This is a genomic window from Actinomycetospora straminea (genome assembly GCF_028737255.1).
Taxonomy (GTDB): Bacteria; Actinomycetota; Actinomycetes; order Mycobacteriales; family Pseudonocardiaceae; genus Actinomycetospora; species Actinomycetospora straminea.
In genome coordinates, this window is the sequence record NZ_JAQZAN010000020.1 from 15,131 (window position 1) to 41,788 (window position 26,658).

Below are 26,658 nucleotides of genomic sequence, written 5' to 3' on the forward strand. Positions count from 1 at the left end.
GCGCTCCGGCGCCGTGACCGACCGTGATCGGCACGGCGCCGAGCTCGCCGAACGACCGGAAATTCTGCCCCCGATGTAGTCCGTTCGAGTGATAACTCTGGGCGACGACGACGTCGGTGCGTGACGATGCCGTGGTCCCGCGCGCAACCGCGCGCGGTGGGTCACGCACGGACGTGGGGGAGCCGCCATGGTCGCCGGTGCACCGCACGGCGTCGCGGCGGTGCGCCCCGACGCGCCCGCGGCACGGCGCCGGTGGACCGGCTCCCGACGCCGCCCGAGCGCCGGCCCGGGGCCGGCCGCCGGGCCGGCGCCCGCCCCGGCCGACGCGCGGATCGACCGCCTCGCCGAGCGGACCTGTGACGAGCTGCGGCGCCACGGCCGGGCCCAGCAGACCGCGCTCGAGACCGCCGACGGCCCGATGTCGTACGTCGCGCTCGAGACCGCGGCCGTGCGGCTGGCGCGCTACCTGCGGCGACGCCGGATCGCCGCCGGCGACCGGGTGGCGCTGCTGCTCGACCGGCCCGCCGACGTCCTCGTCGCCCAGCTCGCGACGGCCCGGATCGGTGCGGTCTGGGTCCCGCTCGACGCCCGCCTCCCGGACGCCGCGCTCGTGGCCGTGCTCGAGGCCGCGGGTGCGGGTGTGGTGCTCACGACGACCGGGGCGGCGGCGCGGCTCGACGAGTCCGACGTCGACGCGGTCTACCTCGACCGGGTCCGCTCCCGGGTCGACGACGAGGACGCCCAGCGGCTGACCGAGGCCGAGCGCGGCTCGGTCGTCGGGATGCCGGCCTACGTGGTGGTGCACGCCGCCGACCACGCCGCCGGGGCCCGAGGCGGCCTGCGCGCCACGGCCGTGGGACACGACGCGGCCGCCGCGTTCCTCCGCGCCGCGGTCGGGCTCCTGCGCCTCGGGGCCGACGACCGGGTCCACCACGACACCCGCGCGGGCTCCGACCTCGCGCTCCTCGAGACGTGGCTCGCGTGGTCGTCCGGGGCCGCCGTCGTCACCGCGCCGCCGGGACCGCGGCTGCGGGGCGCCGACCTCGGACGTCACCTCCGCGAGCACCGCGTCACCGTGCTCCGCGCGAACGCCGAGGACCTCGACGGGCTCGACGAGCCGCTGCCCGACCTGCGGTTGCTCCTGCTCACCGGGCCCGACCGCCCGCGCGACCTCCTCGCCCGCTGGCAGCGTCCCGGCCGGCGCATCGTCGGCCTGCACGGCGGGCCCGAGACCACGGTCGCCGCCCTGTGGGCCGAGGTGTCGCCCCACCAGCCGACGGGGTTCTGGCGCCCGCTGCCCGGGTACGACGTCGTGGTCGCCGACCCGGCCGACCCGCGACGGCTCCTGCCGCCGGGCGCGATCGGCGAGATCGGCGTCACCGGGGTCGGGGTCGGGCGCGGGTACGTCGGGCGCCGGGACCTCAGCGCCGAGGCGTTCGTGCCGGCGCCGGGCCGCGGCGGGACGATGTTCCGCACCGGCGACCTCGGCCGGGTCACGCCCGCCGGCGACGTCGAGCGGATCGCGCGGCTCGACGGGTCCGGGGGTCGAGGGGAGCGGATCGCGCCGACGGCGGTGCGGCCGGCCCCGCGCTCCGGGCCGCGGCAGTCGCGGCGCACGACCGTGATGTCGCTGCCGGACACGCTGCCCGACGAGGCCGGCGAGGTCGCCGAGGCCGGCGAGGCCGCGCCGGCTGTCGAGGAGACCCCTCGCGAGGGCACGGCCACCGGCGAGGGCACGGCCACCGCGGACCCCGGAGCGACCGAGGCCCCGCCGAGCGGCGACCGCCCCGCCGAGGGCGGACCGAGCGGCGACCGTCCGGTCGACGGAGGGCCGACCGGCGGCCGGCCGACCGCCGGACCGAGCGCCGGACCGACCGCCGCACCGAGTTCCGTCGACGCGCCGACGACCGCGGTCCGGGCCACGCCCGCCGCCACCCCCACCGCCAAGCCCAGCGCCACCCCCACCGCCACGCCCAGCGCCGCCCCCACCGCCAAGCCCACCGCCACCCCGCCCGCGGCCACACCCCCTTCCGCCCTGCGCCCGAGCGCGCCCCGCCCGCCGGTCGCGCGCCCGTCGGCCCCGCCCGCCCCGCCCGGGCGCCGCCCGGGCGCCCCGGGTCCGGCGAGCCCCGGCCCCGCGACGCCCGACCGGCCGGCCCCCGGCCCCCCGACGCCCGCCGGCGGCCGACCGGCGCCGCCCGCCCGCCACGGCGCGCCCCCGCGACCCGGCGCGCCCGGCGCCCCGGGCCGACCCGCCCCACCGACCCGCCCCGGTCCGCCGCCGCACCGCGGTCCCGCCGGGCCGGGCGTGCGTCCGCCGGCGGCCCGTCCCGGGTTCACGGCGGCCGCCCCCGCCCCGCCCGCGAAGCCCGCCACCCCGCCCGCGAAGCCCGGCACTCCGCCGGCGAAGCCGAGCACGGCCCCGGCCGCGGCGCCCGGCGCGACCGAGGCGCTGCTGCGCGAGATCCTGGTCGAGATCCTCGGCCGCCAGGACGTGCCGAAGGACGGCAACTTCTTCGACGACCTGGGCGCCGACTCGCTGCTGATGGCCCGCTTCTGCGCGCGCATCCGCAAGCACCCCGACCTGCCGTCGGCGGCGATGCAGGACATCTACCAGAACCCGACCCTCGCCTCGCTCGCCGTGGCCCTCGCGCCCGCCGCGAAGCCGGCCGACGCCGGCGGGGCCGCGCGAACGACCACCGGGCTCGCCGGTGTGCTCGCCGAGGTGCTCGAGCGCCCCGACGTGCCGCCCGACGCCCACTTCTTCGACGACCTGGGCGCCGACTCGCTGCTCATGGCCCGCTTCTGCGCCCGGACCCGCAAGCGCGACGACCTGCCGTCGGTCGGCATGCCCGACATCTACGCGAACCCGACCATCGCGAGCCTGACGAAGGCCCTCGGCGGCGCCGCCGATAAGGCGCCGTCCGGGCCCGCCGGCCCCTCGGTGACCGAGACCGAGGAGCCCACCGGGCCCCGCGCGGGCACCGCGGCGTTCGTCCTGTGCGGCGCGGCCCAGCTCGCGTGCGTGCTGGCCTACAGCTATCTCGCCGCCGTCATCCTCACGTACGGGTTCCAGGCGGTCACGACGGCGACCGGGATCGTGGCGGGCTACCTCGCGGCCCTGCTCGTCGGCGTCATCGGGTTCGTCGCGCTCAGCGTGCTGCCGGTCGTCGCGAAGTGGGTGCTCATCGGGCGCTGGAAGCCCGGGTCGTTCCGCGTGTGGAGCCCCGCGTACCTGCGGTTCTGGGTGGTCAAGACCCTGGTCCGCACCAGCCCGATGGTGCTGTTCGCCGGGACGCCCGCGTTCACGCTCTACCTGCGCGCGCTCGGGGCGAAGGTCGGCCGGGACGTCGTGTACCTGTCGGGCCAGGTGCCGGTGTGCACCGACCTGTTCAGCGTCGGCGACGGCAGCCTCGTGCGGAAGCAGTCCGTCATCGCCTGCTACCGCCCGCACGACGGCCGGATCGAGATCGGCGGGGTCAGCATCGGTGCGGGCGCCTTCGTCGGCGAGGCGACGGTGCTCGACGTGCGGACCGCCGTCGGTGACGGCGCCTCGCTCGCCCACAGCTCGTCGCTGCACGCGGGCCAGGCGATCCCGGTGGGCGAGGTCTGGCACGGCTCGCCCGGCCGTCGCACCGAGGGCCCGCTCCCAGCCGTGCCGCCTGCACCCGGCAGCCGCGTGCGCCGCGTCGTCTACTCGTCGGTGCTCCTCGCGTTCGTCCTCGCGGTGGCCTCGCCGGCCGCCCTCGCGATCGCGGGCGCGCTCTACTCCCTGGTGCCGCTGTTCGCGTCGCTCTTCGATCCCGCGCCCGGCGTGCTGCTCAGCGGCGTGTTCCACCTCCAGCTGCTCGCGCTCAGCGGAGCGCTCTACTTCGGTGCCATCCTCCTGGGCCTCGTCACGGTCGCGACCGTGCCGCGGCTGCTCGCGCTCGGGGTCCGCCCCGACGTCGTCTACCCCCTCTACGGGGTCCACTACTGGCTGCACCGCGCGATCGGGACGTTCACCAACGTCAAGTCCTTCGTCGAGCTGTTCGGCGACAGCTCCGCGATCGCCCACTACCTCGTGCTCGTCGGCTACAAGCTCCGCCCGCTCGTGCAGACCGGCTCCAACTTCGGGATGGCGGTCCAGCACGAGAACCCGTTCCTGACCACGGTCGGGCAGGGCACCGTCGTCGCCGACGGCCTGTCGGTGATGAACGCCGAGTACTCCGCGACGTCGTTCCGCGTCTCGCTGACGAGGATCGGCGCGAACAACTTCCTCGGCAACAAGATCGCCTACCCACCCCAGGGCCGGACCGGCGACGACTGCCTGCTGGCGACGAAGGTGCAGATCCCGATGCAGGGAGAGGTCCGGCAGGGCGTCGGCCTGCTCGGCTCCCCGAGCTTCGAGATCCCGCGCAAGGTCGCGCGCGACAGCGCCCTCGACGTCGAGGACCCCGCCGAGCTCGCCGCATCGCTGCGCCGCAAGAACCTCGACAACGGCGTCTCGATGGCCCTGCGCCTGCTCGTGCGGTGGCTCTTCGGCTACCTGGCCCTCGTGGGCGTCGTGGCGGTCGCGTCACTGCCGTTGCGTGCGGGGCCGGCCGAGGTCGTGATCGTCGAGCTGGTCGGCATCGTCCTGCTGGTCGGCTGGTTCGTGCTGGTCCAACGGTCTGTGTCGCGGCTCAAGACGCACGCACCCGACGGTGTCTCGATCTACGACCCCGCGTTCTGGCGCCACGAGCGCTACTGGAAGGTGCCCTCGCCCGACTGGGTGCAGATGTTCAACGGCACGCCGTTCAAGCCGTTGGTGTGGCGCCTGCTCGGCGCCCGGGTCGGCGCGCGGGTGTTCGACGACGGCGCCAACCTCACCGAGAAGGAGTTCACGACCATCGGCGACGACGCCACGCTCGGCGAGGGCTGCATTATCCAGTGCCACTCGCAGGAGGACGGCGGCTTCAAGTCCGAGCGCGTGGCGATCGGCGCCCGCGTCACCCTCGGCGTCGCCTCCTTCGTGCACTACGGCACGACCATCGGCGATGACGCCAAGCTCGCCCCCGACACGTTCCTGATGAAGGGCGAGGAGGTGCCGGCCGGTGAGTCGTGGGGCGGCAACCCCGCCCGAGGCCTCGACTGACCGAACCCCGAGGACGGACCCCATGACCGACACCACGACCGCCGCCGCGTGTGCCGTCACCGACGACGCCCGCTGGCGCGCCGTGCTCGCCAGCGGCGCCACCGCCGTGCCCCGGTGGAGCCTCACGCCCGGGACACCCGGCGAGGGGCCGGTCGCGACCACCGTGCCCGTCCCGGCGGCGCTGCTCGACGACGTGTCCGCGCAGGCCGGGCGCCTCGGCGTCGTCCCGGAGGCGCTGCTGCTCGCGGCGCACGCCCGGGTCCTCGCGGCGCTCACCGCGGAGCCCGAGGTCCTCGCCGGGGTCGAGGTCGCCGGCCGGACGCTGCCGGCCCGCCTCGACACCGAGGTCGCGTCGTGGCGTGTCCTGGCCGCCGCCGCGGCCACCGCGCTGACGGAGCTGGCCGGCGCGGACCAGCCCGGGGACGAGGTGGCCCTGGCCCAGGCGCGCCGCGACCTGACGGGCCTGTGGCCCGAGACGGTGCTGGCGCCCGCGGTCGGCGAGGCCGACGGGACCGCCGGGGCCGCGTCGCTCGCCGACGACGCCGTCTTCCGGATCGACCGCCCGGCCGCGGACGTGCTGCGGGTCGTGCACCGGTCCGGCGACCTCGACGTCGCGGCCGCCGAGCGGATCGCCGGCTACCACCTGACGGCGCTCGGGCAGCTGTGCGCCGACCTCGACGCGGCGCCGGGTGCGCAGGGTCTCGTCGGCCCGGAGGAGCTGGCCGCCCAGGTCGACGGCCTCGCGGGCCCGGTCCGCGAGCGCCCGGCCATGCCCGCGCACGAGATCATCCGGGCGCGTGCCGCCGCCGACCCGGACCGCGTCGCCGTCGTCAACGGCGACCGGTCGTGGACCTACCGCGAGCTCGACGAGGTCACCGACCGGGTCGCGCGCGCGATCCTGGCCCGCGGCCTCCCGCACGAGGGCATCGTGGCGGTGGTCGCCGAGCGCACCCTCGACTGGGCCGCCTCCGTGCTCGGCATCCTCAAGGCGGGTGCCGCGTACCTGCCGCTGGAGCCCCACTTCCCGGCGGACCGCATCGCCACCGTCCTCACCCGCGCCGACGCGCAGCTGGTGCTGGGGGAGCGGGGCAGCACGACGACCCTCGACGAGGCGCTGAGCAACCTCGGCGCGGCCGCCCCCGAGCGCCTGCTCGTCGACGACGCGGTCGCCGAGGAGCACGGCTCCGACGTGCCGCGGGTCGAGATCGCCGGCGACCGGCTCGCCTACCTGTACTTCACCTCCGGCTCCACGGGCGAGCCGAAGGGCGCCATGTGCGAGCACGCGGGCATGGTCAACCACCTGTACGCCAAGATCGAGGACCTCGGGATCACCGAGGGCACGGTGGTCACCGAGACCGCCCCGCAGTGCTTCGACATCTCGCTCTGGCAGCTCGTCGCGCCGTGGCTGGTGGGCGGCACGACCGTCATCGTCGAGCAGGAGACGATCCTCGACGTCCCGCGGTTCGTCGACCTCCTGGCCCGCCGGCGGGTCGAGGTCGCCCAGCTCGTGCCGTCGTACCTCGACGTCGTCGTGTCGTTCCTCGAGCAGCAGGACGTGCCGGCCGCCGAGGTGCTGCCCGCGCTGCGGCGGATCGCGGTCACCGGCGAGGCGGTCAAGAAGGAGCTGGTGGCGCGCTGGTTCTCCGTGCGCCCCGACGTCGCGGTCGTCAACGCCTACGGCCTGACCGAGACCTGCGACGACACCAACCACGAGATCCTCACCGAGGTGCCCACCGGCGAGCGGGTGCCGCTCGGGCCCGCCGTCCCCAACGTCCGCGTCTACGTCGTCGACGAGCACCTGAACCCGGTGCCGCTCGGCGCCCCGGGCGAGATCGTGTTCTCCGGGGTGTGCGTCGGCCGCGGCTACGTCAACGACCCCGAGCGCACCGCGAAGGCGTTCGTCCCCGACCCGCTGCGGCCGGGCGAGCGGCTCTACCGCAGTGGCGACCACGGCCGGTGGCTGCCCGACGGGAAGCTCGACTTCCTCGGCCGCCGCGACCACCAGGTGAAGATCTCCGGGTTCCGCATCGAGATCGGCGAGGTCGAGAACACCCTGCTGCGCGCGCCCGGGGTGCGCGACGCGGCGGTGGTCGTCGCCGAGCGGCCGGGGCGCGGCAAGCAGCTGGTCGGCTTCTACGGCGCCGCCGAGCCCGTGGAGACCGCGGTGCTGCGCGGGACCCTCGAGGCCTCGCTGCCCGTGTACATGGTCCCGCCGGTGCTCCACCACCAGGAGACCCTGCCGCTCACCCCGAACGGCAAGATCGACCGCAAGGCGCTCACCGCGCTCGCGCTGGCCCTCGACGAGCCCGAGCCCACCGCCGGCGGCGACACCACCCCGCTGACGCCGACCGAGGAGCGCGTGGCCGCGGTCTGGGCGCCGCTGCTCGGCGTCGACGCCTCGGCGCTCGGGCGCGACACCCACTTCTTCGAGCGCGGCGGGTCGTCGCTGCTCGCCGTGAAGATGGCGGTCGGGCTGAAGAAGGCCGTCACCCTCCCCGAGATCGTGGCGAACCCCGTGCTCGCCGACCTCGCCGCCCTCATCGACGGCCGCGCGCCCGCCGAGCCGGCACCCGCCGCAGCACCCGCGCCGGCACCCGCGCCGGCGTCATCGCCGTCCGCGTCCGCCGTGGACGCCCCCACGGTCCGGCTGCGTCCGTCCGACCTCACGCCCTCGACGTGACCACCCCGAAGGAGTCTGCGATGTCAGTGACGGTGCCGCCGTTCGCGGTGATCCCCGGTGCCCAGGTGGGAGAGGCGTTGCGCGGTCGGGAGCGCGACGTCGTCGCCCTCATGGAGGAGACCTACCGGCTCCACGACGCCGGGCGCACCCACAACCCGCCGTCGTACTTCCTCACCTTCGCCGACCGGCCCACGTCGCGGATCATCGCGCTGCCCGCCTCCGTCGGCGGCGACGTGAACGTCGACGGGATCAAGTGGGTCTCGAGCTTCCCCGAGAACGTGGCGGCCGGGGTGCCCCGCGCGTCGGCGGTGCTGATCCTCAACGACCACGACACCGGCTACCCCTTCGCCTGCCTCGAGGCGTCGATCATCAACGCGAGCCGCACGTCCGCCTCCGCGGCGCTGGCCGCCGACCGCCTGACCCGCGGGCGGGAGCGACCCCGTCGCGTCGGCTTCTTCGGGGTGGGCCTCATCGCCCGCTACCTGCACACCTACCTCGCGGCGACCGGCTGGACCTTCGACGAGACCGGCGTGTTCGACCTCAAGCCGGAGAGCGCCGAGGGCTTCCGCGGCTACCTCGAGACGCAGGACGGCACGGGGACGATCACCGTGCACGACGACGCCGAGTCGCTGATCCGGAACAGCGACCTGGTCGTCTTCGCCACGGTCGCCGGGACGCCGCACGTGCACGACCCGGCGTGGTTCGACCACCACCCGCTGGTGCTGCACGTGTCGCTGCGCGACCTCGGCACCGAGGTGATCGAGGCGTCGACCAACATCGTCGACGACGTCGACCACTGCCTGCGCGCCAACACCTCGGTGCACCTCGTGGAGCAGGAGACGGGCAACCGCGAGCACGTGCACGGGACGCTGGGCGACGTGCTCGAGGAGCGGATGACGCTGCCGACCGACCGGACCGTCGTGTTCTCGCCGTTCGGCCTCGGCATCCTCGACCTCGCGCTGGGCAAGGACGTCTACGACCACGTCACGAAGACCGGCGGCCTGCACGTGGTCGAGGACTTCTTCCACGAGCTCAAGCGGTACGGCTGAGAGCGGTGGGCCCCGGCGGGCGTCAGGTGAGCTCGCCGGGGGTGACCGCCCCGCGCTCGAGCGCCGCGTTGGCGAGCTCGACGCGGCGCCGGGTGCTCGCCGGGTCGAGCTCGAACTTGTCGTACAGGCGCAGCAGGTGCTGCTTGACCGCAGCCTCGGAGACGACGAGCGCGGCGGCGATGTCGCGGGCCGTGGCCGGCTCGGTGAACACCGCCCCGGAGAACAGCGGGCGGCACAGCGCGACGAGGACGTCGTGCTCGCGGCGCGTGAGCTCCGGGGCCCGGCGCGGGGCCGTCGTGGGGGCCGCCCGCCCCGCGGAGCCGCGGAACACCATGCGGGTCGCGCCGACGTGGATGACGTCGCCGTGGCGCAGGGCGCGCTCGGCGATGAGCCGCTCGCCGCCGACGATCGTGCCGTTGGTGCTGCCGAGATCGCGGATCGCCCAGCTCGGCCCGTAGGCCTGCAGCACGGCGTGGAGGGACGACACCTGGCCGTCGTGGTCGAGCACGACGCCGTTGCCCTCGCCGCGCCCCACCGTCACCGCCGGTGGGGAGAGGAGGACGACCTCGACGCCGCCAGGTCGCCAGACCTCGAGGAAGCTCGTCGCCCGGTCCCCGTCGTCGGCCACGCCTCGCCTCCCTCCCGCGAATCCACCCGAGCGGGGGTGGTGACAGAACGTGACTTTCGGGTGAGACTACTACGCGGCACGTACCACGAACGGGCGTGCGTGCGACAAAGTGTCACCAGCGTCGACCGGGTGTCAGGGGGTGCCTCGGGTGGTCGAGCGGTTCGGGCCCTACGAGCTGCGCCGCCGCGTCGGTCGCGGCGGTATGGGCGAGGTGTTCGAGGCCTTCGACACCGAGCACGACCGCATCGTCGCGCTCAAGCGCCTCGTGGCCGGGACGGCCAACGACGACGAGTTCCAGAAGCGGTTCCGGCGCGAGGCCCGCCTGACCGCGCGCCTGCGCAGCCCGCACGTCATCCCCATCCACCGCTACGGCGAGATCGACGGGCGGCTGTTCCTCGACATGCGGCTCGTCGGGGGCGCCGACCTCGAGAAGACCATCCAGGCCGAGGGCCGGCTGAAGCCCGCCCGGGCGGTGGCGATCATCGAGCAGGTCGCGTCCGCGCTCGACGCCGCTCACCACGCCGGCCTGGTGCACCGCGACGTCAAGCCGTCGAACGTCCTCATCGACGACGCGATCGGCGCCCACGACTTCGTCTACCTCGTCGACTTCGGGATCACCCGCTCCATGACGGGCGACGAGAGCTCGGCGCTCACGGGGACCCGCACGCTGATCGGCAGCCTCGACTACATGGCGCCCGAGCGGTTCCGGGGCGAGGGCGGGGTGGGCATCGACATCTACGCGCTGGCCTGCCTGCTCTTCGAGTGCCTCACCGGGAGCCGGCCCTTTCCGCTCGACGGCTTCACCGAGCTCATGACCGCCCACCTGACGTGGACGCCGCCCACCCCGTCGCGGGCGGTCCCCGGCCTGCACGAGGCGTTCGACGCCGTCATCGCCGCGGGCCTGGCCAAGGACCCCGCCCAGCGGCCCGCGAGCGCGGGCGAGCTCGCCGCTGCGGCCCGGGCGGCGCTCGACGCGGGGACCGGGACCCCGGTGCCGTCGACGCCGACCACCGCGGCCCCGCGGGCGGAGACGCCCGCGCCCGCCGAGCACGTCGTCGACGGCACGACGCCTCCGGTCGCCGAGTCGGCGGCCACCGCCGAGGACGCCCACCCGGCCGCGGAGCCGGTGGCCGAGGAGCCGACGGCCCGGCCGGCCGAGCCGGCCGAGCCCCCGGCGGCCCCCCGCCGCCGCGGCACCCAGGTCTCGCCCGCCGCGGCGTCGCTCGACGCGCCGACCACGGCCGTGCCCGCCCGCACCGGGGCGGCGCCCGCCGGCGCCGACACCACGACGGCGCTGCCCCGGCCCGCGGCGCAGGCGGCGGTCGTCCGTGACGCACCCGGCCCGCGCACCCGCATCGGCGGGACGCCGCGCCTCGAGACGCCCCCGACGCGCGAGATCGGGACGGCGAGGCGCGAAGGGCCCCGGCCGACGACGGGTCGAGCGGGCGGGACCGTCGGTGCGGGAGGCGGACCGCGACCGAGCCAGCAGGCCCCGCAGGCCCAGCCCACCCAGCAGGCCCAGCCCACCCAGCAGGCCCAGCCCACCCAGCAGGCCCAGCGCCCGGCCCGACCGGCGCCCCCGCCCGGCGGGGAGGGCCTCACGTCGGATCTGCGGGTCGGCGACCGGCAGCGCGGCGGGGCCCTGGGTCAGGCCGGCCAGCCGGGCCCGTCCACGGCGCCCTCCACCGGCCGTCCCCCCGCCCGGCCCTCGGGTCGGCCCGCCGAGGGGGCGTTCGCGTCGTCGCCGTCGCTGCGACCGGTGACGCCGGCCCCGGCGGCCGCGCCCGCGCCGGCCCCGACCACCACGCCGGAACCGGTCGTCGCGCCGGAGCCGGAGGAGGACCCGCCAGCCGAGCGCCACACCCTGCGGACGGTCCTCTGGGTCGTCCTGGCGGTCCTCGGGGCCGCGGCGCTGATCGCGGGCGCCGTCTGGGTGGCCATCCTCCTGACCCCCGCCGCGGGCTGATCGGGGGCCTCGCGATGGATCACGGCACGGGCACTGCCTTACCCCACGGTGAGGAAAGCCTGACCCCGGGCCCGGGAAAGGGTGGCTCCGCGGCGATGTCGACGCGGGGCGTCACGGCGGATTCTGGTGATCACACCGGGACGACGACAGCGAAACCGAGGAGGTCGCCATGACCATCATCTCCGCCCCTCAGCAGTACAACACCGACGACCTCTTCGTGGACCTGCGGGCGATCGTCGAGCACAACCTGTTCCTCAAGGTCGAGGGCATGAACTTCGCGGGGTCCGTGAAGCTGAAAGCCGCGGCCTCGATGATCGGCTCGGCGCAGGCCCAGGGCCTGCTCAACCCGTGGTCGATCGTCGTCGAGTCGTCGTCGGGCAACCTCGGCGTCGCGCTGGCGATGGTCTGCGCCAACCACGGCTACCGGTTCATCTGCGTCACCGACGACCGCTGCAACGCGCAGACCCGCAAGCTCATCGAGGCCTTCGGCGGCGAGGTCCACGTCGTCGACGTGCCGCACCCCGAGACCGGCCTGCTCGGCGCCCGCATCGAGCACCTGGCCTCGATCTGCGCGAAGAACCCCGACGCCGTCTGGCTCAACCAGTACGAGAACCCGGCCAACGCCGGCGCCCACTACGCCCAGACCGGCCCGGCGATCGCCCACAACTTCCCGCGCCTCGACGTCGTGTTCGTCGGTGCGGGCACCTGCGGGACGCTGATGGGCACCGCGCGCTGGTTCAAGCAGCACCGCCCGCACGTCAAGGTCGTCGCGATCGACGTCGAGGGCTCGGTGAGCTTCGGCGGCGAGGCCGGCACGCGCCGCATCCCCGGCCTGGGCATGGGCATGACCCCGCCCGCGCTCGACCGCTCGATGATCGACGACGTCGTGATGGTCCCCGAGACCGAGACCCTGCGGATGTGCCAGCGCCTCGCGATGCGCGGGTTCCTGTTCGGCGGCTCCACCGGCACCGTCGTCGCCGGCGCCCAGGCCTGGATGAACGAGCACGGGCGGCCGGGCATGACCGCGGTGACGCTGGCGCCCGACTCCGGCGAGCGCTACCTCGACACGGTCTACGCCCCGATGTGGCGCGAGGAGCACTACGGCGCCTACGCGCGCCTGACCGGCCGCTACACCCTGCCCGACCCCGACCAGCTGCCCACGGTGGGCTCGCCGAGCACGCCCACCCCGCCGCCCGCCTGATCTGCCGCCCGCCTGATCTCCCGCCCGACCCGCCGACCACCCGCAACGCCCTGGGAGTCCCGCCATGTCGTCCACGATGCAGCCGCCCGCCGCCGGCAACCTCGACCTCCGCCCCGGCCACCCGCCGGTCCTGTGGGTCAACCCCGGGCCCGACCCGGTCGGCTGGGCGGCGTTCCACCGCAACGACGTCCGGCAGATCGTCGCCCGCCACGGCTCGGTGCTCATCCGGGGGCTCGGGGTCCGCGACCACGCGCTGACGGCCGCCGTGATGGGCCGTCTCGCGGCGGTGGGCCTGCTGGCCGAGCGCGAGGCGTTCGCGGCCCGCACGGCGCTCGGGAACGGGCTGTACTCGGCCACCCCGTGGCCGTCGACCCAGCAGATGTGCCTGCACAACGAGCTGAGCTACCTGCCCGACCCGCCGGCGTTCATGTTCTTCGCCTGCCTCACCCCGCCCGCCGCGGGCGGCGCCACCCCGGTCGGCGACGCCTCCGCCGTCCTCCAGGCGCTGCCCCCGGCGCTGGTCTCGCGGCTCGACCACGAGGGCTGGATGCTGGTCCGCAACTACAACGACGAGATCGGCGCCTCGTGGGCCGAGGCCTTCGGCACGAACGACCGCGGCGCCGTCGAGCACTACTGCCGCAGCCAGGGCATCGAGTTCACCTGGAACGGCGACGGCCTGAGCACCCGCCAGCGCCGGCGCGCCGTGGTGCGGCACCCCGTCGACGGGCGGCCCTGCTGGTTCAACCAGGTCGCGTTCCTCAACGAGTGGACGCTCGACCCCGACGTGCGCGAGTACCTCGTGGAGTCCTACGGGCCCGACGGCCTGCCGTTCACCACGCGCTTCGGCAACGGCGAGCCGATCGGGGAGGACGTCGTGAACCTGATCAACAACGCGTACGCCGCGCACACGGTCCGCGAGCCGTGGCAGGCCGGCGACGTGCTGGTCGTCGACAACATCCGCACCGCCCACGGCCGCGACCCCTACGAGGGCGACCGCGAGGTCGTCGTGGGGATGGCCGACGCGATCCGTCTCGACGGCGGCGGGCCCCCGCCCCCGGGGCCGCGCGGCTGACGAGCCTGCCGCTGACGCGGGTGCGTGTCCGGCGCGGCGGGCACAGTGGGTGGAGGAACCCACGAGCACCGGGAGGTCAGCGGGCATGACGGCGAGCGTCGAGACCCTGTCGCGGCACTGGATCGACGGGACCTGGCAGGAGGGCCCCGGGGCGATCCCGGTGGTGAACCCGGCGACCGAGGAGACGATCGCCGAGGTGCCCGCGGGCGGCGCCTCGGAGATCGACACCGCGGTCGTGGCCGCGCGGCACGCCTTCACCCGGTGGGCCGCGACGCCGCTCGTGGACCGGGTGGCCACGGTGCTGGCGATCCGCGAGGGCATCAAGGCGCGCAGCGCGGAGATCGCGGCGTCGATCACCGCGGAGATGGGGTCGCCGACGAAATTCGCCAACTCCGTCCAGGTCGGCATGCCGATGGCGACCTCGAAGGGCGTCGCCGGGCTCGCCGAGTCGTTCCCGTGGACCGAGGAGATCGGCAACTCGCTGGTCGTCCGCGAGCCCGTCGGTGTCGTCGGGGCGGTGACGCCGTGGAACTACCCGCTGCACCAGGTCGTCGCCAAGGTCGCGCCCGCGCTGGTGGCGGGCTGCACGATCGTGCTCAAGCCCAGCGAGGTCGCGCCGCTGACGGCGAGCATCCTCGCCGAGATCACCGCCGAGGCCGGCCTGCCCGGCGGGGTCTTCAACGTCGTGCACGGCACGGGCCCCGAGGCGGGCGAGGCGCTGGCGAAGCACCCGCTGGTGGACATGGTGTCGTTCACCGGGTCGGTCCCCGCCGGCCGCCGGGTGCAGGAGGTGGCCGCCGGGACGGTCAAGCGGGTCGCGCTCGAGCTCGGCGGGAAGTCCGCCAACATCGTCCTCGACGACGCCGACCTCACCCAGGCCGTCAAGCTCGGCCTCGGCAACTGCTTCATCAACGGCGGGCAGACGTGCACCGCGTGGACCCGCCTGCTCGTGCCCGAGGCGCTGCACGACCAGGTCGTCGAGATGGCCGTCGAGCAGTCGGCGAAGTACACCGTCGGCGACCCGACCGACGAGTCCACGCGCATCGGGCCGATGTCGTCGGACCGCCAGCGCGAGCGGGTCGAGCACTACATCACCCAGGGCGTCGAGGAGGGCGCCGAGCTCGCCGCCGGCGGCCCGGGCCGTCCCGACGGGCTCGAGCACGGCGCCTACGTCCGCCCGACGATCTTCTCCGGCGTCCGCCCGGACATGGTGATCGCCCAGGAGGAGATCTTCGGGCCGGTGCTGTCGGTGATGCCGTACGCCGACGAGGACGAGGCCGTCGAGATCGCCAACGCCACGGTCTACGGGCTCGCCGGCGCGGTGTTCGCGGGGTCGCAGGAGCGCGGGCTGGAGGTCGCCAAGCGGATGCGCACCGGGCAGGTCGACGTCAACGGCGGCGCCTTCAACCCGCTGGCGCCGTTCGGCGGGTACAAGCAGTCGGGCACCGGCCGCGAGCTCGGGCGCTACGGGCTCGAGGAGTTCCTCGAGGTCAAGTCGATCCAGCTCTGAGCACCTCGGCCAGGACACGGGCGTGGCTGTGCTCGGTGTCCCGGGTCGCGGTCAGCAGGGTGAGCGGGCCCGCCGTGTCACGCAGCGTCGCGAGGGCCGATGCGGCGGGCTCGGCCTCGAGTTCGGCGCGGTAGCGGCGGGCGAACTCGTCGTACCTCGCCGGGTCGTGCCCGAACCACCGGCGCAGCTCGGGGCTGGGCGCGACGTCGCGCAGCCACGCGTCGTGGTCGGCGTCGGCCTTCGCCAGCCCGCGCGGCCAGAGCCGGTCGACGAGCACGCGCGTGCCGTCGTCGTCGCGGCGCTCCTCGCGCACCCGCTTCACGCGCACGGTCATCGACGAGGATGGTGCCGTGCGGGGCTCCGGGGACACCACCCTCACCGTCCTCGCCGCCGGGCTGTCGATGCTCGCGTTCGTGGGTCGGCGCGCGGGGTGGTGGACCGCGCTCGCGTGGCCGGTCTGGCTGGTCGGCCTCGTGGTGGGCGAGGTCGCGTCGCGGCGCTGAGCCGTCCTACCGTCCGGGGGTGGCGACCGGTCGGGGCGACGGGCACCGCGCGCCGGACGGCGTCGCGGCCCTCGCCGACGCGACCCCGCCCGCGCGGGACCGGCTGGTCGACGCGGTGCGCGCCGCCGCGATCGTGGTGGTGATCCTCTGGCACTGTGTCGGGTCGCTGACCCACCGCGGCGCCGACGGCGTGGTCGTCATGCCGAACCCGGTCGACGCCGTGCCGATGGGGTGGGCGGCGACGTGGGTGCTGCAGGTGATGCCGGCGTTCTTCGTCGTCGGCGGGTTCGCCGACCTGGCCGGGTGGGACGCCGCCGGCCACCGCGCCGGGGTGTTCCTGCGACGGCGGGCGCGGCGCTTGCTCGTGCCGGTGGCGGTGTGGGTGGGCGCGTGGATCGTCGTGGAGGGCGTCGCGACGGCGGCGGGGGCGTCGACGCCGCTGGTGGCGTGGTTCCCGGGCGTGCTGACGCCGCTGTGGTTCCTCGGGGTGTACGCGCTGGTCACGGCCCTGGTGCCGGTGACGGCGGGGTGGCACCGGCGGGCGCCGGCACCGACGCTGGGCGCCCTGGTGCTCGCGGTGGCGGTGGCCGAGGCGCTGCGGGTCGCGGCCCTGCCGGTCGCGGGGTGGCTGTCGTCGGCGCTGGTGTGGGTGCTCGTGCACCAGCTCGGCTACCTCTGGCGCGACCGCGCGCGGGTGGCGTCCGGGGTGGCGCTGGCGGTCGCCGGGGCCGGGCTCGGCCTGCTCGTGGTGCTGACCGGCGTGCTGGGCTACCCGCGGACGATGGTGGGCGCGAACCTGTGGCCGACGACGCCGGCGGTCGCCGCGCTGGCCGTCCTGCAGCTCGGTCTGGTGGCGCTCGTCGCGCCCGCCGCGGACCGGCTGCTGCGCCGGCGCCGACCGTGGCGGTGGGTGGTGGCGGTCAACGCGACGGCGATGACGCTGTTCGTGTGGCACATGACGGCGTTCGCGGCGGTGTTCCTCGTGGTGGAGCGCCTCGGCGCCGCGCCGGGCGGGGTGCCGGACGCGGCGTGGGTGCTCGCCCGCCCGTTCTGGCTCGTGGCTCCGGCGGTGGTGCTGGCCGTGCTCGTGGCAGCGTTCCGGCGGGCGGAGCGGTGGTGACGACGCGGGAGCTCTCCTCGTCGATCTCCGGAGGGTGTCGCGGCTGCTGTCGACGCTCCTGACACCCTCGAGAGATCATCGTGGAGAGCTCGGCAGGGGCGTGAGCCCGCCGTCGGCATCAGGGGGCGGTGCGCCAGAGGATCTGCTGGAGGTCGCCGAGCCAGAGCCGGTAGGACTGGCCCGCCGAGGGCGGGTGGTACTCAAGGCCCAGCGCCTCGGTCGCCGCCCGTGTGGCGTCCTCGGTGGGGAAGCGGTCGAGCAGCCGCTGCGCCTGGCCCGTCGCCTCCCACACCTCGTCCCGCGGCCACTCCCGCGCGAAGGCCTGGAGCCCGCCCGCGATCGACCCGTGGTCGTCGCCGACGTCCTGGTGGAGGTAGCCGGTGAAGACGCCGGCGAGCGCCTGCCACTGCGCCGACGTCGGGTCGACGCCGTCCACGGGGCGCGACGGGACCGGGTACGCGGTGTGCACGTGGTAGCCCTCGGGCATGGAGGGGTCCCGGCGCAGCACGACGAGCGAGGACGTGACCTCGACGATGTCGGCGGCGGTCTCCGCCCACTTCGGCACGTGGCGTCCGGTGGTGGTGCCGTGCTCCCACGTCGTCCCGAGCGTCGGCCGCGCGGTGGCGAGCCACGCCTGGACGACCTCCCCGTTGCCCGCGAGGTTCGCCGCGACGCAGTGCTCGGCGACCTCGCGGTCGGGGAAGCTCGACGACTCGATCGACCGGCCGCTCGGGGCGACGTCCCGGGTCCCGGGCTGCCAGTCCCACGCGATGCGGTCGAGGTCGATGCGTGGCTCGGTCACGACGTGGTCCCCTCGGCGGACTCGTGGGGCCAGTTCAGCCGCGTCGGACCGTCCGGGTCGCGCAGCAACCGCTCGAGCTCGGCGAGCCACTCGCGCATCTGCCAGCCCTCCGCCTCCGGGTGGTAATCGAGCCCGAACTGCTCGACCGCGCGCAGGGCTTCCTCGTCGCTGCCGGTGTCGTCCAGGATCCGTCGCGCTCCATCGGCGGCATTGAGGACCCTCTCCGAGGGAGCGTCGCGGCAGAACGCGCGGACGGTGTCCGTGGGCGATCCGAAGATGTCCTCGAAGTCCTGGTTGAAATAGGCGCCGAGGAGGGTCCGCAGGCCGCTCCAGCTCGAAGCCTCGAGGTCGATCTCCACGGTCACTCCTAGGGTCGTGGATAGGCGGTCAGGATGTAGTAGCCGCCGGGCGCGGTCGGATCGGGTTGGAGCACGACCCGAGATCTTGTGGCGTCGACGATGTCCTCGAGCCCCGAGGCGTTCTTCGGAGCGGAGCGACCGATCGGGTGCCCGTGCTCCGAGACGAACGGTTCGGCCTCCGTCGGGTTCGTCTGCAACCACCGCTCGATGGCGGCGCGGTTGGCGGTGATGTTGTCGTGGACGACGCGTTCCGCCGTCTGGCGATCATCGAAGGTGGAGATGGACGTGGGCCGTCGCATCGCGGCCTGCCGGTCGAGGAGCTCTTGATCGGTTGCCCCGACGTGCGCCTTGTCCGGGTCCAGCGTGTGCCCACCCGCGTCCTCGTGCCGCTGGAGCCCGCCGTGAGGAGCCAGGGGCGTCCTCGGGCGGGGATCGGGACCGTGCTCGGGCAGGTCGCCGAGGCGTCCGAGCTTGGTCAGTCCCTTGCCGCCCAGTGCGGCGGCGATCACCCCGGGGCTGCGGCCGATGGCCTCGTCCAGCCCGCCGGTCCGGTACGAGTCGACGACGGGCTGCACCGTGCTCTGCAGCACGGTCCCGACGGCCCCGAGCGGGTCGGTGACCGCGGCCTGGGTGGTCTCCCAGGTGCCCGCCCACGTGTCCCCGAAGCCGGGGTCGAACACGTCGACGTGGTCGAGGACGCCACCCACCGTGTTCGCGACCTCGTCGACGACGTCCCCGCCGGCCTTCACCAGCCCGTCCCATGCGTTGCCGTCGGGCGGGGCGGCGGTCGGTGCGCCGGGGGACAGGCCGGTCAGGGTCGCGCCGGCGGCGTCGAGGGCCCGCGCCGCGTCCTCGGCGGCGGTCCGCGCCCGCTCCTCCGCCGAGGTCATCACCGCGGCGCCATCGGTGATCGCGAGCCGGCCGGACTCCCGCGCGGCGTCGGCCGGCGCACCCGAACCCACCCCGACGAGCAGCGCCTCGCCCTGCACCGCCATCCGCTCGCCCTCGAGCCAGTCCTGCTGCGCGCGGCGGAGCTCGGCCGCGAAGGCGCGCAGCGGCCCGACCGCGGCGCGCACCGCGTCGGCGGTGGTGCGGGTGCCGGTGGCGGCCGTGCCGACGGTCGTCGCGGCGAGCACCGCCGCCGAGCCCGACCAGGCGGCCGTCGCGACCCGCCCGTGCGCCGCCACGCCGTCGCCGACCGCCGCGAGGTCCTGCGCGGCCCGGTCGAGGGCGTCGGCAGCCGCCTCGACCGCCGCCGGGTCGCCGGGCAGCGGCATCAGGGCCCGCCCAGCCCGGGTAGCACGACCGCGGGCCCACCGTCCGGCGCCCCCAGCCCGCCCGCGGCACCCTGGTCGTCGGCGACGTACGCGGTGGCCGACGCGTCGAGCGACGCGGCGGCGTCACCGACCCGTGCCGACACCGCGCCGACCGCGCCGTCCAGCGCGTGCCCGAATCGAGCCACCGCCGTGACCAGCGGCTCCACACCGCACGCCCCGCCCACCGAGGTCACGGCCGCGGACGCCGCCCGACCGGCGGCCACCAGCGCCTCCGCGTCGCCGCGCAGGGCCACCGCGCCCGCGCGCAGCTCCTCGGGGCGGACCCCGAACCCCTCGCCCGGTGCGGTCACGCGGCCTCCCTCCGTTCGCCCCGACGACCGGATGCTGGCAGAGGCGAGGCCGCGGCACGGTGCGTTCGGTGGAAGTCGCCGAGGACACCGACGACACTCCCGGGAGATCGTTCTGGAGAGCTACCCCGCGGCCGCGCGCTGGTCGAGCCCGAAGTGCGCGCACAGCCAGTCCACGCACTCGTGGATGAAGCGCACGCGGTTCTCGGTGCGCTGGATCTCGTGGCCCTCGTCGTCGAAGAGCAGGTAGCGGAACGGCACGCCGGCGGCCTTGGCCCCGTGCACCGCGAGCTCGGCCTCGTGCACGGGCACGTTGGTGTCCCACTTGCCGTGCACGACGAGCAGCGGCGCGCGCAGGTGCTCCATGCGGTGCACGGGAGAGAGCTCGCGCAGCAGGTTGCGGTCGTGGATCGGGTGGCCGTACTCGCCGACCGCGGCGTCGGCGATCCACGGCTCGGTGCGGGCGAAGAAGGTCTCGAAGTCGGCCATGCCGCACACGTCGATGCCGACGGCGAAGAGCTCGGGATGGTTCACGAGCGCCGCGAGCGTCAGGTAGCCGCCGTAGGAGCGGCCCATGACGCCGACGCGGTCCGGGTCGGCGACGCCGGAGTCGACGAGGTGCTCGACGCACGTGGCCACGTCGCGGATCGCCGCGAACCGTCCCGCGCCGTTGTCGGCGTTGACGAACGAGCGCCCGAACCCCGCCGAGCCGCGGACGTTCGCGGCGTACACGGCGATCCCGCGGGCGAGGATGTGCTGGTAGAGCGGGGTGAACACCGGGCGCTCCTGCGCCTCCGGCCCGCCGTGCAGGAAGATCACCGTCGGCAGCGGGCCGGCGTGGCCGCGCGGGCGGTAGAGCCAGCCCGGCAGGCGCAGGCCGTCGGGGGTGGTGACGACCTCGAGCGTCGGGTGCACGAGCTGCCCCGGCGACCAGCGGGGCTCCTCCTGCGGGCAGATCAGCGCCGTCGTGGCCGACGACAGCTCGTGGCACCACACGGCCGCCGGCACCTCGGGCGACTGGATGCCCATGACCAGCGAGTCGCTGTCGTGGCTGAACACCGCGCTGGTGACGACGTCGCCGGGCGGCGCGTAGGACGAGGACTTGCCGGTCGCGATGTCGAGCAGGTCGACCTCGCTGCGCCCCTGGACGTTCCACACGAGCGCGGCGAGCGCGGCGTCCTCGGTGAGCGCGAAGCGCTCGAGGTCGGCGTCGGTGCGCTCGGCGAGGACCTCGGGCGTCATCGGGCGCGCGTCGGTGGCGACGTCGACGCGGACGAGCGCCGCCCGCTCGCGCCCGCCGTCGGTGAGCAGGTACATCTGCGTGCCGTCGGGGCAGAAGCGGCCGGCGACGACGCTGGAGTCCCGGGTGATGGCCACCGAGTGCTCGACCGCCCCGGGCGGCCCGCCGGGCCCGCGCGACGCGTCGATCTCGTGCCAGCCCTCGGTGCCGTCGAGGTCGACGATGCCGACGTGGCGCGAGCCCCGCCGCCCGCGGCGCAGCAGGACGCGGCGCCGGTCGCGGCTGACGTCGAGGATCTGCAGGGCGTGCCCGGACCCCAGCCGCTGGCGCTGCCCGCTGTCGGCGTCGACGAGCCACGCCGTCGTCGTCTCGGCGTCGGACTCGGTGATCGCGAGGACCGAGCCGGTGTGCGTGAAGCGGTCGAGCGTCACTGCGCCGCGGTCGCCGTCACCGACCCCGCGCACCTCGCGCAGGTCGCTGCCGTCGGGGCGGACGATCGCGACGTTAGTGCGCTCGCCGCCGTCCGGGGCCGTCTCGATCGCCAGCCAGGCGCCGTCGGGGGACCAGCGCACGGTGGAGACGAGGTCGGGGCCCGTGTCGAGGGACCACTCCTCACCGGTCGCGCGGCGGTGCAGGCGGACCTGCGGGCGTCCCTCTCCGTCCCAGACGAAGGCGATCGCGGTGCCGTCGGGGGAGGGGCTGGGTGACCAGCAACGCGTGGCGCTGATCCACTCGTCCACCGCCCCGGGCCCTCCTCCTCGTCGCGCACGATCCGCCGTCGTCCGGCACGGTACCCAGCGCGCGACTAGGTGATGCCGTGGGTCTGCAGCCACATCTCCAGCAGTGCGACCTGCCACAGGGCGTTGGCCCCGAGGTTGGTCCGACCGGAGTTCGGGTCGTCGAGCATCTGCGTGACGGCCTCGGGGCGGAAGAGCCCGCGCGACGTCGCCGCCGGGTCGGTCAGCGCGGCCCGCACGCGCTCGAGGACCGGCCCCGAGAGCTGGCGGATCGCCGGCACCGGGAAGTAGCCCTTCTTCCGGTCGATGATCTCGTAGGGCAGCACGCCGCGGGCCGCGGCCTTGAGCACGCCCTTGCCGCCGTCGGCGAGCTTGTACTCGGGCGGGCAGGCCCCCATCGTCTCGACGAACTCGTGGTCGAGGAACGGCACGCGCGCCTCGAGGCCCCACGCCATGGTCATGTTGTCGACGCGCTTCACCGGGTCATCGACGAGCATGATCGTGGTGTCGAGGCGCAGGGCGGCGTCGACGGCGGAGTCCGCGCCGGGCCGGCCGAAGTGCTCGGCGACGAACGCGCGGCTCACGTCGTCGTCGACCAGCGCCTCGGCGGTCAGCAGCTGGGCGACCTCGCTGTGCGGGCGGTCGAAGAACGCCTTCTGGTAGGCGTCGAGGGCCCCGTCGCGCGCGACGCCGGCGAGCGGCGGGTACCAGTCGTAACCGCCGAGGATCTCGTCCGCGCCCTGGCCCGACTGCACCACCTTGATCGACTTCGAGACCTCGCGCGAGAGCAGGTAGAAGGCGACGACGTCGTGGCTGACCATCGGCTCGGCCATCGCCGCGACGGCGCCGGAGAGCGCGTCGTCGGTCTCGTGCTTGGGGACCGTGAACTTCACGTGGTCGGTGCCGTAGGTCTTCGCGACGAGGTCGGAGTAGTCGAACTCGTCGCCGCGCTCGCCGGCCTCGGACTCGAAGCCGATCGAGAAGGTCTTGAGGTCCTTCTGCCCCATCTCGGCGAGCAGCGCCACGACGATCGACGAGTCGATGCCGCCGGAGAGCAGCACGCCGACCGGGACGTCGGCGACCATGCGGCGCTCGACGGCGGTGCGCAGCGAGCTCAGCGCGGTGTCCGCCCACTCCTCGGCGCTCTTCTCGCCGTCGCGGACGAACTCCGGGGTCCAGTAGAGCCAGTCGTCGGTGCCGCCGTCGGGGGAGATCGTCCGGACGGTGGCCGGCGGGAGCTTGCGAACGCCCTGCAGGATCGTGCGCGGCGCCGGCACCACCGAGTGGAAGCTCATGTAATGGTGCAGGGCGACGCGGTCGACGTCGGTGTTGAGCCCGCCGCCCGCGAGCAGCGCCGGCAGCGACGACGCGAAGCGCAGCGCCCCGGGCACCTGCGCGACGTAGAGCGGCTTGATCCCCAGCCGGTCGCGGCCGAGCACGAGCTCGCCGGTGCGCCGGTCGGCGACGGCGAAGGCGAACATGCCCTTGAAGTGCTCGACGCAGGCCTTCCCCCAGCGGTGGAAGGCCTTGAGCAGCACCTCGGTGTCCGAGGTGGAGAAGAAGCGGTAGCCCTGCGCGTGCAGCTCGTCGCGCAGCTGCTTGTAGTTGTAGATGATCCCGTTGAACACGGCGGTCAGGCCGAGCTCGGAGTCCACCATCGGCTGCGCGCCGGTCTCCGACAGATCGATGATCTTCAGCCGCTGGTGGGCGAGGGCCAGGGGCCCGTGGCCGACCACCCCCCAGCCGTCGGGGCCGCGGGGCTCGAGGACCTGGGCCATGTCGAGGACCGTCCGGGCCTCGGCCGCCCGGCCGTCGAAGCGGAACTCACCGGCGATGCCGCACAAACTTCTGCCTCCTCCGGGTCACGCGCGCGTCAGCGCAGGATCCAGGTGTCCTTGGACCCGCCACCGCGCGAGGAGTTGACCACGAGCGAGTCGGCGGGCGCGACCCGTGTGAGCGGGGTCGGGAGCACGGTGGGGGTGGGGGCGAGGACGACGAACGCCCGCAGGTCGACGACCCGCGGCTCCAGCGCCGCGCCCGTGAACGTGGGGTGCGTGGAGATCCGGATGGTCTCCTGGGCCACGAACCCGTCCGGGTCCGCGCGCACCGCCGCCGCGGCCTCCTCGAGCTCCCGCTCCTGGGCGTGGGGCCCGATGACGATGCCCTGCCCGCCGTAGCCGTCGACGGGCTTGAGCACGAGCTCGGCGAGGTGGTCGAGGACGTACTCGCGCTGGTCGGGCTCGGCGCACGACCAGGTCGGGACCGCGGCGAGCGTCGCCTTCTCGCCGAAGTAGTACTCCGTGAGCGCGGAGATGAAGGGGTAGACGCCCTTGTCGTCGACCAGCCCGTTGCCCGGCGCGTTCGCGAGGGCCAGGCGGCCGGTGCGCACGGCGTCCTGGATCGGCCCGCCGAGCCGGACGCCGCCCGCGTCGGTGGCCTCGAACAGGACCTCCTCGTCGATGCGCCGGTAGACGACGTCGACGGGGCGCCCGCTCGTGGCGATGGTGATCATCCCGGCGGCCGCGCGCAGCTCGCCGGGCGTGAGCAACGGCACGCCCATCTCCTCGGCGAGCATGCGGTGCTCGAAGTAGGCGTTGTCGCTCGGGCCCTCGGTGACGACGGCGAGCACGGGGTCGCTGCCCGCGGCCGGCGGCGCGCACGCCAGCAGCGCGTCGCGCAGGATCGCCGGGCCCTCGTCGGCGTCGAGCACGCCGTTCGGGGCCTGCAGCTCGGGCAGGACGCTGCGCACCACGCGGCGGTCGGCCATCGCGAACCCGATGCCCGACGGGATGCGCAGGTTGTCCTCGAGGACCTTCCACTCGCCCTCGCCGTCGCAGACGAGGTCCAGGCCGCTGATCAGGGCCCGCGTCGCGCCGGGGTGCAGGTTCATCGCGGCCTCGTGCGGGCGGGGCAGCCAGCGCAGGGCGCCCTCGGGCAGCACCCCGTCGCGCAGGCACGCGCGCTCCCCGTGCAGGTCCTGCAGCAACGCCTCGCACGTCCGGGCGCGCTGGACCAGGCCCTCGGTGAGGGTCGTCCACTCGCCGGCCGTGATGAGGCGGGGGACGAGGTCGAGCGGGAAGAGCCGCTCGGCGTCGTCGGACTGCGGGAAGAACATGCCGCGGGCGCGCTGCTCGGCGTCGCGGCTCTTCTCGTGCACGAGCAGCCCGGACGGCCCGATCCGCTCGAGGGTGGAGACGAGCCACGAGTACGCCGGGCGCACGGTGCCGTCCTCGGCGACGGCCTCGTCGTAGCCGGGGGAGGCGTAGTCGGCGAGCATCACCGGGGCGACGGTCGCCGACACCGGCGCGTCGACCGGCGAGTCCGGGGCCCCGCGGGTCTCGGCGACGAGCATGTCGACGACGGCCTCGAGGTTGCCGTTGCGGTTGGCGCGCTGGCGCTGCCGCGCCGCCGAGCTGCCGCGGGCGAGCGCCTCGAGCGCCAGCTCCTCGACCACGGCGCGGTCGCCGGCCTCGTCGAGGTCGTCGGCGAGGTGGGTGAGCATCAGGCGCACCGCCCGCGACGGCGGGACGAGGTCCCGACCGGGCACGTCGACGAGGTCGCCCTCGAGCCCCGAGCGCGCCGCCCGCCAGCTCGCGGCGCGCAGCAGCTCCGCGCGGTGCTGCGGCGTCGGACGGCCCTCGAGGTGGGCCCGCACCCCGTGGCGCACCAGCGCCCGCGAGAGCCCGGCGATGAGCACGACGCCGTCGACGCTCGGGCTCGCGTCGCAGATGCGGACCTCGACCGTGTCCTGGTGCGCCGAGGGCCGCATGTCGAAATAGACCATGCCGGGGTCGGACATCGTCCCGGAGGCGAGCAGGTCGGCGATGAGCGCGTCGTAGTCGGCGGCGTCGCGCAGGGGCGCGGGCGGGCCGGCGGTCGGCCAGCGGTGCCACGCCAGCGTGCGCGAGCTCGCGTAGCCGGTGTCCTCGCTCTTCCAGAACGGCGAGCTCGCGGAGAGCGCCAGCAGGATCGGCAGCCACGGCGCGCTGTGCTGCATCACCGTGATCGCCGCGTCGCGGTCCGGGACGTCGATGTGCACCTGGGTGCCGCAGATCTGCTGCTCGAACGCGAGCATCTGGTACTCGTCGCGCATCCGCTCGTAGCGCGGCGAGGGCGTGATGCCCTCGGCCGAGCCGTCGATGAGGGGGACGCTGCCGGCACCGACGACGCCGAGGCCGTGCTGGTCGGCGATGTTCGCGAGCATGCTGCGCAGCCGCACGAGGTCGGTGCGCAGATCGGCGAGGTCGCTCGTCGGCGCCGAGTTGGTCTCGATGATCGAGGGCTTCAGCTCCGCGGCGAACGCCTCACCGTCGAGGGCCTGCAGCTCGTCGAGCAGCTCGGGGACGCGCGGCACCGCCGAGCGCGTCTCGAGGTCGACGAGGTGGAACTCCTCCTCGACACCCATGACGACCTCGTGCGCGGGGGCCAGCCGACGGTTCGACGAACGCCTTGCCATAGCGGGCCAACCTACGATCGGTGTGTCACGGGGATGTTTCCGAGCGGCTGACCACTACCCCCACGGCGGTCCGCATCACACCTGACAGACTGCGCGGGTGCGCGTCTTCCTCGGATCGGACCACGCGGGTTTCGAACTCAAGGCCCACCTGCTGCGCGAGCTGGCGCAGGCGGGACACGACGTCGTCGACGTCGGGCCGGCCGAGTTCGATCCGAACGACGACTACCCGCCCTTCTGCGTCGAGACCGGTCGCCGGACCGTCGCCGAGCAGGGCGCCCTCGGCGTCGTCATCGGCGGGTCGGGCAACGGCGAGCAGATCGCGGCGAACAAGGTGCCCGGCTGCCGCGCTGCACTGGCCTGGAGCGTCGAGACCGCGCAGCTCGGCCGCAAGCACAACGACGCGCAGGTCGTCGCCGTCGGCGCGCGGATGCACAGCCTCGAGCAGGCCACCGAGATCGTGACCGCGTTCCTCGCCACCGCCTTCGAGGGCGGGCGCCACCAGCGGCGCATCGACATGCTCACCGCCTACGAGCGGACGGGCGAGCCCCCGGCCCTGCCGCAGGACTGACCGCCCCGGGCGCGGGGTACGCACGCC

General features: G+C 75.0%; 19 protein-coding genes. 10 read left to right on the forward strand and 9 right to left on the reverse strand.

All coding sequences use genetic code 11. The features are described 5' to 3' along the window. The first annotated feature begins 187 nt into the window (after positions 1–187). The 3 genes from PH190_RS23535 to sbnB are packed head-to-tail and all read left to right on the forward strand — an operon-like array spanning position 188 to position 8,845. The gene (locus PH190_RS23535; RefSeq protein ID WP_274233964.1) at positions 188–5,116 is read left to right on the forward strand and encodes a Pls/PosA family non-ribosomal peptide synthetase; all 4,929 of its coding nucleotides are present in this window, start codon (positions 188–190) and stop codon (positions 5,114–5,116) included. 22 nt (positions 5,117–5,138) lie between these two features. Beyond that, positions 5,139–7,796: an amino acid adenylation domain-containing protein gene (locus PH190_RS23540; protein ID WP_274233965.1), complete on the forward strand. Its 2,658-nt coding sequence runs from the start codon at positions 5,139–5,141 to the stop codon at positions 7,794–7,796. 20 nt (positions 7,797–7,816) lie between these two features. Next, positions 7,817–8,845, forward strand: a complete 1,029-nt coding sequence (gene sbnB, locus PH190_RS23545; RefSeq protein WP_274233966.1) for a 2,3-diaminopropionate biosynthesis protein SbnB — start codon at positions 7,817–7,819, stop codon at positions 8,843–8,845. A 22-nt stretch (positions 8,846–8,867) separates the two neighbouring features. Here sbnB and PH190_RS23550 read toward each other — a convergent pair whose 3' ends face one another. After that, a complete protein-coding gene (locus PH190_RS23550) occupies positions 8,868–9,473 on the reverse strand; it encodes an FHA domain-containing protein (RefSeq protein WP_274233967.1) in 606 nt (201 codons plus the stop codon). Positions 9,474–9,621: 148 nt separating this feature from the next. On the opposite strand from PH190_RS23550, the gene PH190_RS23555 reads away from it, so the two are divergent. The 4 genes from PH190_RS23555 (at position 9,622) to PH190_RS23570 (ending at position 15,222) form a co-directional block, all read left to right on the forward strand. Continuing rightward, positions 9,622–11,439, forward strand: a complete 1,818-nt coding sequence (locus PH190_RS23555; RefSeq protein WP_274233968.1) for a protein kinase domain-containing protein — start codon at positions 9,622–9,624, stop codon at positions 11,437–11,439. Positions 11,440–11,608: 169 nt separating this feature from the next. Next, entirely contained in the window at positions 11,609–12,640 is a 1,032-nt protein-coding gene (gene sbnA, locus PH190_RS23560; RefSeq protein WP_274233969.1) for a 2,3-diaminopropionate biosynthesis protein SbnA, read from the forward strand. A 64-nt stretch (positions 12,641–12,704) separates the two neighbouring features. Further along, positions 12,705–13,712: a TauD/TfdA family dioxygenase gene (locus PH190_RS23565; protein ID WP_274233970.1), complete on the forward strand. Its 1,008-nt coding sequence runs from the start codon at positions 12,705–12,707 to the stop codon at positions 13,710–13,712. Between the two features lie 85 nt (positions 13,713–13,797). Beyond that, complete coding sequence (locus PH190_RS23570) at positions 13,798–15,222, forward strand: aldehyde dehydrogenase family protein (protein WP_274233971.1); 1,425 nt, start codon at positions 13,798–13,800, stop codon at positions 15,220–15,222. Here the strand turns inward: PH190_RS23570 and PH190_RS23575 are convergent. Then, positions 15,203–15,556, reverse strand: coding sequence for a DUF488 domain-containing protein (locus tag PH190_RS23575; RefSeq protein ID WP_274233972.1), 354 nt, complete (start codon positions 15,554–15,556; stop codon positions 15,203–15,205). The two genes, PH190_RS23570 and PH190_RS23575, sit on opposite strands and share 20 nt — an antisense overlap. A gap of 16 nt (positions 15,557–15,572) precedes the next feature. Between PH190_RS23575 and PH190_RS23580 the strand changes: the two genes are divergently transcribed. Continuing rightward, on the forward strand, positions 15,573–15,725 hold the full coding sequence (locus tag PH190_RS23580) for a hypothetical protein (protein ID WP_274233973.1): 153 nt from the start codon (positions 15,573–15,575) through the stop codon (positions 15,723–15,725). Positions 15,726–15,744: 19 nt separating this feature from the next. Continuing rightward, positions 15,745–16,845, forward strand: a complete 1,101-nt coding sequence (locus tag PH190_RS23585) for an acyltransferase family protein (protein ID WP_274233974.1) — start codon at positions 15,745–15,747, stop codon at positions 16,843–16,845. 118 nt (positions 16,846–16,963) lie between these two features. On the opposite strand, the gene PH190_RS23590 is transcribed toward PH190_RS23585, so the two are convergent. From PH190_RS23590 to PH190_RS23620, 7 genes are all read right to left on the reverse strand, one after another. After that, on the reverse strand, positions 16,964–17,647 hold the full coding sequence (locus tag PH190_RS23590; protein WP_274233975.1) for a contact-dependent growth inhibition system immunity protein: 684 nt from the start codon (positions 17,645–17,647) through the stop codon (positions 16,964–16,966). Further along, on the reverse strand, positions 17,644–18,006 hold the full coding sequence (locus tag PH190_RS23595; RefSeq protein WP_274233976.1) for a contact-dependent growth inhibition system immunity protein: 363 nt from the start codon (positions 18,004–18,006) through the stop codon (positions 17,644–17,646). The genes PH190_RS23590 and PH190_RS23595 overlap by 4 nt, the downstream gene beginning before the upstream one ends. 8 nt (positions 18,007–18,014) lie before the next feature. Beyond that, positions 18,015–19,283 carry an RNase A-like domain-containing protein gene (locus tag PH190_RS23600; protein ID WP_274233977.1) on the reverse strand — a complete coding sequence of 423 codons (1,269 nt, stop codon included), beginning with the start codon at positions 19,281–19,283 and terminating at the stop codon, positions 18,015–18,017. Beyond that, on the reverse strand, positions 19,283–19,633 hold the full coding sequence (locus tag PH190_RS23605) for a type VII secretion target (protein WP_274233978.1): 351 nt from the start codon (positions 19,631–19,633) through the stop codon (positions 19,283–19,285). The genes PH190_RS23600 and PH190_RS23605 overlap by 1 nt, the downstream gene beginning before the upstream one ends. A 120-nt stretch (positions 19,634–19,753) precedes the next feature. Continuing rightward, a complete protein-coding gene (locus tag PH190_RS23610) occupies positions 19,754–21,610 on the reverse strand; it encodes a prolyl oligopeptidase family serine peptidase (protein WP_274233979.1) in 1,857 nt (618 codons plus the stop codon). 65 nt (positions 21,611–21,675) lie between these two features. Then, positions 21,676–23,451 (reverse strand): N-acetylglutaminylglutamine amidotransferase, encoded by a 1,776-nt coding sequence (locus tag PH190_RS23615; RefSeq protein ID WP_274233980.1) that lies wholly within the window; start codon positions 23,449–23,451, stop codon positions 21,676–21,678. Positions 23,452–23,480: 29 nt separating this feature from the next. Beyond that, positions 23,481–26,012, reverse strand: a complete 2,532-nt coding sequence (locus tag PH190_RS23620) for a glutamate--cysteine ligase (RefSeq protein ID WP_274233981.1) — start codon at positions 26,010–26,012, stop codon at positions 23,481–23,483. A 148-nt stretch (positions 26,013–26,160) separates the two neighbouring features. Here PH190_RS23620 and PH190_RS23625 point away from each other — a divergent pair, with 148 nt between their 5' ends. Continuing rightward, on the forward strand, positions 26,161–26,631 hold the full coding sequence (locus PH190_RS23625) for a ribose-5-phosphate isomerase (RefSeq protein ID WP_274233982.1): 471 nt from the start codon (positions 26,161–26,163) through the stop codon (positions 26,629–26,631). Positions 26,632–26,658: the final 27 nt, after the last annotated feature.